6 protein-coding genes are annotated in these 9071 nt (G+C 47.4%); all 6 read right to left on the minus strand.

All coding sequences use genetic code 11. The annotated features are described in order from the left end of the window. Positions 1-212: 212 nt before the first annotated feature. Entirely contained in the window at positions 213-1322 is a 1110-nt protein-coding gene (gene menC / locus ACJ28U_RS09525; RefSeq protein WP_407619092.1) for an o-succinylbenzoate synthase, read from the minus strand. Further along, positions 1322-2122 (minus strand): 2-succinyl-6-hydroxy-2,4-cyclohexadiene-1-carboxylate synthase, encoded by an 801-nt coding sequence (gene menH / locus ACJ28U_RS09530; protein WP_407619093.1) that lies wholly within the window; start codon positions 2120-2122, stop codon positions 1322-1324. Before menH ends, menC begins: the two co-directional genes overlap by 1 nt. After that, complete coding sequence (gene menD / locus ACJ28U_RS09535) at positions 2115-3794, minus strand: 2-succinyl-5-enolpyruvyl-6-hydroxy-3-cyclohexene-1-carboxylic-acid synthase (protein ID WP_407619094.1); 1680 nt, start codon at positions 3792-3794, stop codon at positions 2115-2117. Before menD ends, menH begins: the two co-directional genes overlap by 8 nt. Then, complete coding sequence (locus ACJ28U_RS09540; protein ID WP_407619095.1) at positions 3795-4952, minus strand: isochorismate synthase MenF; 1158 nt, start codon at positions 4950-4952, stop codon at positions 3795-3797. Between the two features lie 104 nt (positions 4953-5056). Continuing rightward, entirely contained in the window at positions 5057-5803 is a 747-nt protein-coding gene (locus ACJ28U_RS09545) for a nitroreductase family protein (RefSeq protein WP_010375083.1), read from the minus strand. Positions 5804-5872: 69 nt separating this feature from the next. After that, positions 5873-7666, minus strand: coding sequence for an ABC transporter ATP-binding protein (locus ACJ28U_RS09550; RefSeq protein WP_407619096.1), 1794 nt, complete (start codon positions 7664-7666; stop codon positions 5873-5875). Between the last annotated feature and the right edge of the window lie 1405 nt (positions 7667-9071).

Raw genomic sequence — 9071 nt, forward strand, 5'->3', positions numbered from 1 at the left:
TATTTGGGAACTTTTACAAATTTAGATGCGATACGTCTTATACTAAATAACGTTGAGATATGGGATACCATATCCAAACGTATCGAGAACTCTCTAACTCTTTCTTCTCATTTGATACGGTTCGGCCAGCACCTACTACCCCTAGCTGTTGGCCACGAAAACAATACATAAAAAGGCCAGAGCACGATAACCCGCTCTGGCCTTTTGTGTGTCTATTTAATTTGGATGGTGTCGCTAACCTGTAACTCAGCGACTGCCGACCAGTCGATCGTTACCCCTAATCCTGGGGCACTCGGTACCGGTAATCGGCCGGCCACAATTTCAGGTTGCACTAACACAATGTCTCGTTCGAAATACCGCGAGGAACTTGAGCTATCCGCCGGCACTTGGCGAGTCGCTGGCAATGAAGCCAATGCTAGGTCGACTGCCCGTCCGACACCGGAACTCAGCATCCCACCAATCCAAGGGATTTTATCAACCACTGAAATCTGATGAATCGCCTGTAGCGTTGGCCAAATCCCACCAATTTTCGCTTGCTTAAGCGTAAACGCATCAGCGACCGCCAGCCCTTGCGTAACGTCCTTCAAATCATTCAATGATTCATCCAAACTAATATGCAACTGTGTTAACTGTTGTTGTGCAGCCCGGTGCGCCTGCCAATCATCAATCGCAAAGGGTTGCTCAATCATGAAAACTCCCGCTTGTTCAAGCGTCCATAATCGATCCATCATCGCTGGTTGCCAGCCGGCATTCGCATCAACCGAAAATAGTTGGTCCGGAAACGTCGCTAAAACGCTCTGCAATTGTTGTAAGTCCGTATCGACAGCTAGTTTCAACTTAATTCGTTGATACCCCTGGGCGACTGCCGTTGCAATGGCCCGTTGCGTAGCTTGGGCATCAGTCTGAATACCAATCGCAATTCCTACCGGCACCGTCGCACCGACCCCGCCAATCATTTGCTGTAATGATTGGCCCTGTTGTTTCCCCTGAATATCCCATGCCGCCATTTCAAGCGCGGCCTTAGCAAAGGACAGCTGACTTTGCGTTTGTAGCCAATTACTGAGTGTCGTTGCGGAATCAAATGACTGTCCCAACATCAAGTGGCTCAGTCGTTGCACCTCCGCTAGTGATTCAGCCTGAGATTCTGGCGCATAGGCATGATCAATAAACGACTGGATATCGCCAAATCCAGTTATACCATCGGTTGTGGTGACAACCACCAAAGTTAATGGCCGATCATAGGTCACATCATGAGCCGTTTTAAATGGTGATTTCAAACGTAACTGTAATGAGTACAGGGTGATTGTTGCAATTTGCATCATCACACCTCGACTTGCAAGGCTGCCACGACGGCAGCACCATTTTCGAAATGCACGTTATGCCCCGCGCCAGGCACAATTACCCGGCGGACATTGGGCAACCGAGTCGCCATGTCAGCGTTCAGACGGTCAAACTTTTGATCATTTTCGCCGGTAATCAACGTTACGGGTACTAGCAAGGTTGCCAAATCATCCCAATAATTCGGCATTGCTCCCGTGCCAAAATAACGTAGTGAATTGGCAACATTCGCCGCCGTTTGATTAACCCGTTGCTCATGCATAAATTGCTGTTGCGTCAGTGACAGCTGTCGTTGACTCGCAAACAATGGTAACTGTTCCCAATCCGCCACAAATTTCGCCATGCCGTCTGTTTCAATCCGCTGGGCTTTTTCAGCATCTGCTGCCACACGTACCTGTCGCGCATCAATATCAGCTAACCCGGCTGTGCCGCTTTCCAGATACAAATGAGACACATAAACTGGTTGCATCATCGCAAAAGCCAACGCTAACCGTGCGCCCATTGAGTAACCAACTAACCGAATATCGTGGAAATCAAATAAATCGAACAAGGCAACGAGGTCTTTGACTTGATTTTCAGCTGAAAAACGTGACGCATCCGCAACAACCGGGGCCTGATTCCCAAATCCTAACAAGTCAATGTAAACCCGGGTGCCTTGCGGGTCAATTTGCTCGAATTCAGCATAACTACCCATGAAGCCGTGGAAGAACACCCAGGTTGGATTCCCTTCACCTACAATCCGAACGTGATAAGGATAATCGTTAATAATAGCCGTCTTATCCATGAAAAGCCTCACGTAGTTTTGCCAATAATGCGTCGTGTTCTGCGACGTTAGCTTCGCGATTACTCTTAATTTCAAGCAAACGCAATCCCTGAGCAGGTTGGGCTAACAATTCGCGTAATCGTGCCTGGTCGGCAACCAATTCATAATCCGCGTGATAAAGTTTAGCCACATCCGCAATCTCAAATGGTAGCGGTGTCCCAAACGTCGGTTCGAAAAAGGCCTTCGCTGCCGCTTGTGGCAAGAATGAGAAGATTCCGCCACCCTGGTTGTTAACCACCACAATGGTCAAATCTAATTGTGCCTGATGTGCCATCATCAACCCATTCATATCATGGAATAACGTCAAATCACCAGTCAAGAACGTTGTTGGCTTGCCGGTCATTGCCATTCCAAAAGCTGTTGAGACTGTCCCATCAATGCCGTTCGCCCCACGGTTCGCCATTACTCGAATCGCTTGCGTTGGCATAAAGTAATTATCCATATCCCGAATTGGCATTGAATTAGCCACGAACAATTGGCTATCGGCCGGCAAACTCGTCATCGCTAATGGCAAGGCCACTTCTGTCATGTCAGTTGATGCAATCGTCTTCGTCAACGTGGTCTTCACCGTTTGCCAACGTGCTAAAAAGGCAACGCTGTCGCTACCTGGCTCAGCTAGCAAATCAGCAATCAAGCCCATTTCATCAACAGCGACTGTGATTTCAGTTTGCCGTGAGTGATCATGGCCGGCCGCATTTTGACCAACTTGAATAACTTGCACGTCATTGGCCCGCAACCAAGCGACAACTCGTGCAGATACCGGTGTGCCACCAAAACGGATAACCACTTCTGGCACCAAATCATCAGCCAACACATCGGCCTCAAGCAAGGCATCGATGCCATTGATCGCATAATCACTTGGGCGAACCCCGCTCAACACATCAGCCAAAATAGGTAACTTAAAGTGATCCGCGAATCGTTCAAATTGCGTGGCATCCCAACTCATTTCATCCGGTCCGGCCAATACCATCGCCCGCTTGTCACGAAGTAAGGCCGCAATCCCTTGCACCGTTTGCCAGTCGGATCGCGTTTGACCCGTAATAATATGCTGGGCCACCACCGCTGGCCATGTTGCGCCTAAATCAGGCATCAAAGGCTTACGCAACGGCAAGTTAATCTGCACCGGACCTGCTGGGGCAGTCACTGCCGTCATCACCAGCTGTTGCACACGATAATCAATATAACGTGTCACATCAGTATGCGCATCTTGCATCTCAACAGCCACAAAATCCTTGATATTATCACCATACAGGTTCGTTTGGTTGACCGTTTGCGGTGCACCAATCGCTTGTAACTCAGCTGGGCGATCGGTTGTCAATGCAATCAATGGTACGTGCGACACGTGGGCTTCCATCATGGCTGGCAAATAATTAGCCGTTGCCGTCCCTGATGTCGCTAATAATGCAACGGGTTGGTGCATCGTCTTTGCCATTCCTAACGCGAAGAAGGCTGCTGACCGTTCATCAACGTCTACCGTGACGCGCACATCATCGCGGACGTGTTGCATCTCAGCTAACAACAAGGCAAATGGCGTCGTTCGTGATCCTGGTGATACCACAAACTCATGAACACCTTGTGCAACCAAACTACCTAACAGGTGTTTAATATTCGTCGTCAAAACTTCATTTGCCATCTACTTATCTTGCTCCTTCAATAAATTCATCATTGGGGTCATCTTCAACCCCGTTTCCTCAAATTCAGCTTGTACATCTGAGTCCGCTAAAATACCGGCACCGGCAAATAACGTCGCTGTCTGTTGCTTCAGCCACATCGACCGAATACCAACAATCATTTCGCCATCGCCATCCGGCTTCACCACGCCAATTGGACCTGCAAACAGACCACGGGGGTGCTGCTCAATCGTCCGAATCGTTGCCATTGCCCAGTCAACAGGCTTACCGCCAAGCGCTGGCGTTGGATGCAAACGTTCAGCAAGGGCCAATACCGTGTTGTTACCATTCAATTGCCCCGCAATCGGCGTGTACAAGTGTTGGACCTGTGGGTTCTTCATGATTTGTGGCCCATCTGGTAACGTCAAAGTGGCCACATCTTGCAAGCGCGACACAATCGTTTCAACTACATACGCATGCTCTTGCAAGTTCTTGGGGTCTTGTAAGAGCTCAGTTGCCAAACGCGCATCTTCCGCTTCATCAGCGCCTCGACGAATCGTTCCGGCAACACCAGCCGTTTCAAATTGACCCCGGTTAACTTTTGCCAGGCGTTCAGGGGTTGCTGACACAAACACCTCATCCCCCCGTTTCAACACAAAGTGGTAACTATTGGGTTGTTGCGTTGCAAGGTCCGCTAGCAACGTCGCTAAATTCAACTTACCTGTTAACCTAACTTGTCGTTGCCGGCCTAGCACCACTTTTTGGTGGCTGGGATTTTGCTGCATGTCATCAACTGCTACTTGGACCCGATTTGGCCAATCGTGTTCATCCGTTTGGTCTGTAATCGCTGGCCCGGTTATGGGTGTCGGTGCCCCAAACGGATCCGTTTCACGTCCCCATAAATGTTGATCTGTAATGTCGTATAGCACTTCCGGCAACACGAAATAGCCATTCATCAGTGTGCTATCCGTAACGGATTGTTCATCAAATGAAAAGCCACCAAAGACTGGGTAACGTTGTTCACGTGCCCATGCTGCCACGGTTTGAAAATCCGCCCCAAACTTCTCTTCACGGACACCAAAACCATAGTAGCGTGTTCGCTTATCAGCCGTCGCAAAATAGACGGCATGTTCAGACCGATCAAACCGATCGCGTAACTGTTTTTCAGTTGGAAAGCTCATCTCAAACACCTCACTGTTTTTCGCTTATTCCAGTATATCCTACCTAGCAAGGGTGCAACACCCAAAATAAAAAGACCAACTGCAACTGCAATTGATCTGATTAATTATTTTGTTGCGAATCCCTTATCGTGCAAATGTTGCGTTGCCAGGCTGTTGTCCTTCGCGGTTGTCGCAACCATTTTCATATTATGCTCAGTCCAGTCTTCATCGATGCCACGACCGGCAAAATACTCACGCATGGTGTCGTTGTACGTGGCCACAGCACCTTCCAATGCTGCTTGATCATACTTGTCCGTCATCCAGAAGCCACCTTTAACGGGTAACTTAGGCTTCACCCCAGGTTCCTGGTCAGGATATCCCAGCGACAAGCCCATCACTGGCTTCACAAACTTCGGCAACTGTAATGTGTCCTGTAGGAAATCCAGTGGGCGTACTGCCCCAGCCATCGTCACAGCGCCAAGTCCCACTGCATTAGCCGCCAAAACGGCATTCTCCAAGGCAATCCCAGCTGAAATCAAAGCACCCTCGGTCATGTTATACCATGCTAAGTTTTCAGCCATGACAGCTGCTTGTTCTGGCGTTGCACCAACAAACAACTTGTTGTAATCAATAGCCAAGACGAAGAACCGTGGTGCGCCAGCAATGTACCGCATCCCCACGCGTTCAGTAATTTCATCCTTAACAGCTTGGTCAGTAATCTCAATGAATGTCACCGGTTGAAAGTTATTCATATTCGGACCTGAAGCAGCGGCTGACAAGACCGTCATCACTAACTCATCTGAAACGGGTTCATCTTTAAAAGCCCGAATTGATGCGCGATTCGACAAAATTTTAAATACATCGTTTTCCATGGTTGACCTCGATATCTCAAATTATTATCTTAATAGCCTACCATAATTTGAAAACGATTTCATAATTACTTACTCAAACTGCGCATCATACAACGTCTTATAAACACCATCTTGGGCAAGCAACTCATCGTGTGAACCGCGTTCCACAATTTGTCCTTCATTCAACACAACGATTTGATCAGCGTTGTGCACTGTACTCAAACGGTGTGCAATCACAATTGTCGTTTTGTGTGTCATTAAATTATCCAAGGCGTGCTGAATAATTTTTTCTGACTCGTTATCCAAAGCCGCCGTCGCCTCATCAAGGATAACAATTTCAGCATCCTTAACCAGAGCACGTGCAATCGACAATCGTTGCTTTTGACCACCAGACAACTTCACGCCACGCTCACCGACAGTCGTTGCCATGCCATCTGGCAAGCCACGAATAAAGTCCGCAATCGCGGCTCGTTCAGCAGCATCCCACAACTTGTCATCAGACACCTCACCTGAGCCATAACGGATGTTGTCCGCAATTGTCCCATCGACAATCGTCACGTCCTGGCTGACGATTGAAATATGTTGTCGCAAATCACGAATATCAATTGCTTCAATTTTCGTATTATCAAACAGGATGTCACCACCCGTTCGTTCATAAAAACGGGTTAATAATCGAATCAACGTTGACTTACCAGCACCAGAACGGCCAACCAAAGCCGTTGTCTTGCCCGCTGGAATTAACAAGTTAATACCATTAAGCGAGGCAACTCGTTCTTGATCATAACTAAATGACACGTTTTTCAAATCAATACCGGTTTGCAAGGGACTTGGGAACGCGACTGGTTCAGACGCGTTCTTAATTTTCTCCTCAGCACCCATAATGTCCTTGATACGATCATACGAGACTTGCGCCGTCTGGAGCATATTTAATAGCCGTGAAAATGATCGAATTGGATCTTGCAATAATGATAGGTAACTCAAGTAGGCCACTAATTGGCCAACCGTCATGTGGCCCTTAATAACTAGCCATCCACCAAATGCCAACACAATCGCTGTGCCAACCGTATTAATAAAATTAACTAAAGGTTGGAAGATTGCTTGCCACCGGGTTGCTTCTAATTGGTAGCCATTTTGTGCTTCAACGACATCTCGGAACCGAGCAGTTTCTTCGTCTTCCGTTGTATAACTCTTAATCAGCTCAATCTCTGTGATTGTGCCCTGCAACTGATTTGAAATTTGCGAACTCGTAGCGCGTACCTTGGTGTAGGCTTCACGAATCTTACTACGGAAGTAACGAATCGTCACAAAGAGTACCGGAAAGGTTACTGTCACCATCAAGGCTAGTTGCCAGTCTTGCAAAAATAAAAACGTTAAGACAGCGACGAATGTAAAAATATTACCAATAATGCCAAAACTGTCTGAACTAATCAGGTTTTGTAAATTACTAATATCGCTGGTTAATCGGACCATCAAATCACCTGTCTTGGCGCTTTGAAAATAGTCATAATCCTGCTTTAAGATACGGTTATAGGTTTGCAACCGTAAATCCGTAATTGATCGTTGTGACAGCATCTGCATCAAATAGGTCGACACGAACGTCACAACGCCCAACGCTAGCGTTGTCAAAATCAGCAACCCAACCTGGACCGCCAACGAGTGAATGTTCTTCAGTGCCACGGCGTGATCAATCACATGTTGTGTAAACTGCGGCACCACAAAATTAAGACCGGCAATAATTACCAGCAAGGCCACGTTCAAAACAAGCAATGATTTGCGCTTCAATACACTACCAAAAACAAACTTTAACATCTCACCAAGGGTGGTATCCGACTCTTTCAGATACGCTTTAACCTCAGCTGGACTCATGCGTCCACAATTCATCATATCTCTCACCTCACTTATTCCAGCAACTATCTTACCACTTACAAAAAGTGCAGGCGTAAAAAAGAACTTATTTAAGTTACGCTGAAGGTAAAGCGCTTACAATTTAACTATACAAAAAGTGAACAACAACCTTGGAGGTACGATTATGATTCGAACTATTGGTAACCGTGTAATGGCATCTTTCATGGCTGTAAAGGCCAGCTTGCTGACATTTGTTCTTTTCGCAATTTAACTAATCTTTAGCCCGTCCTGACGCACAGCGTTGGGGCGTTTTTTATTTTTGTGGTGTCGTGCTAGCGCACGAGGCATGGTGGTTGGGGCGTGACTTCGCCAAAGATTTGACTGGGTAAACTCCGCCGGCACGAGCATCGGCTAGCACCCAAATAATTGTGCTAAGGGTCTGGCTCCCAGCGCCTTATCTAACCGGCGGTCGGCCGAACATGTGAGTTCACCCAGACAAATCGCTACGTCACGCCCCAACCACCATGCCGGCAGCCGAGATGTATCTATCATGATTTGGTTGTCATCCCTGAATTAGATTCGTATGTGATTTACCAGGACAGAATTAGGTTTGCTTTAAATCCTTAATCATTAGAGAATTACCAGATCATTCTGACTAAGATCGGCCGGAAGTTTACGCCAGCTGAAGTCTTCTTCGTTTTCCCCGTTAGTCAGTTGCTGAGTTTTTCAACAAAGGCGTAGGATACCAGACAGCAAGATGTTCTATGACGTCTGGTCGTTGTCAACGTGGTACAAAATATGACGGTAGAACATAGATGTAACCACCAACGTATCGATGTCTATCAAACAAATCGAGAATATCTCGGCTGCTGCAACAGGTTTGGGACGTGTTTGGAGCGTTCAAAAATCGGCAACACGCCGCATGGCCGGCGCTATTCAGAAAAGCCCATACAGACCTTGAGGCTTTAGGGGGAATTATTTGCCCCGCTGAATGGCGTCCGCGCCATTCGGTTGCCGAGTTTTTGAACAATGGCGGAGAATACGGCCCAAACCTGTTGCTCGTGCGCTAGCACGACACTCACAACCCCAATAAAAAACCGCCGGCTCGTTGGCCCGCGGTAACTTTCACAATGCTTTGCGACACATCGTGAGGGAAGCGCTAATTCGCCACCCTTTATTCAATTGTCATGGACCACCCTAGAGGTCTAATCTGCAGTTTTAGACGTCTGTCGCCAGGGTTTGGTCGCAACCAAATCTGTCTTCTCCATCTCTACCGCATCCACAGCTATCTGTTTAAAAAGCAAACCGTGTCGGGAGCAGCCTTCGAACTCTGTACAGGCTTACATCCAAATTGGATTATCGTACGTCCTCGAAGTAACCGATGCTAATGACCGCAAGAGATGTCAAATCATGACTAAAGTGTTTATCTCTTAAATTGATACGT

The organism is Weissella sp. MSCH1 (genome assembly GCF_045799135.1).
Lineage (GTDB): Bacteria > Bacillota > Bacilli > Lactobacillales > Lactobacillaceae > Weissella.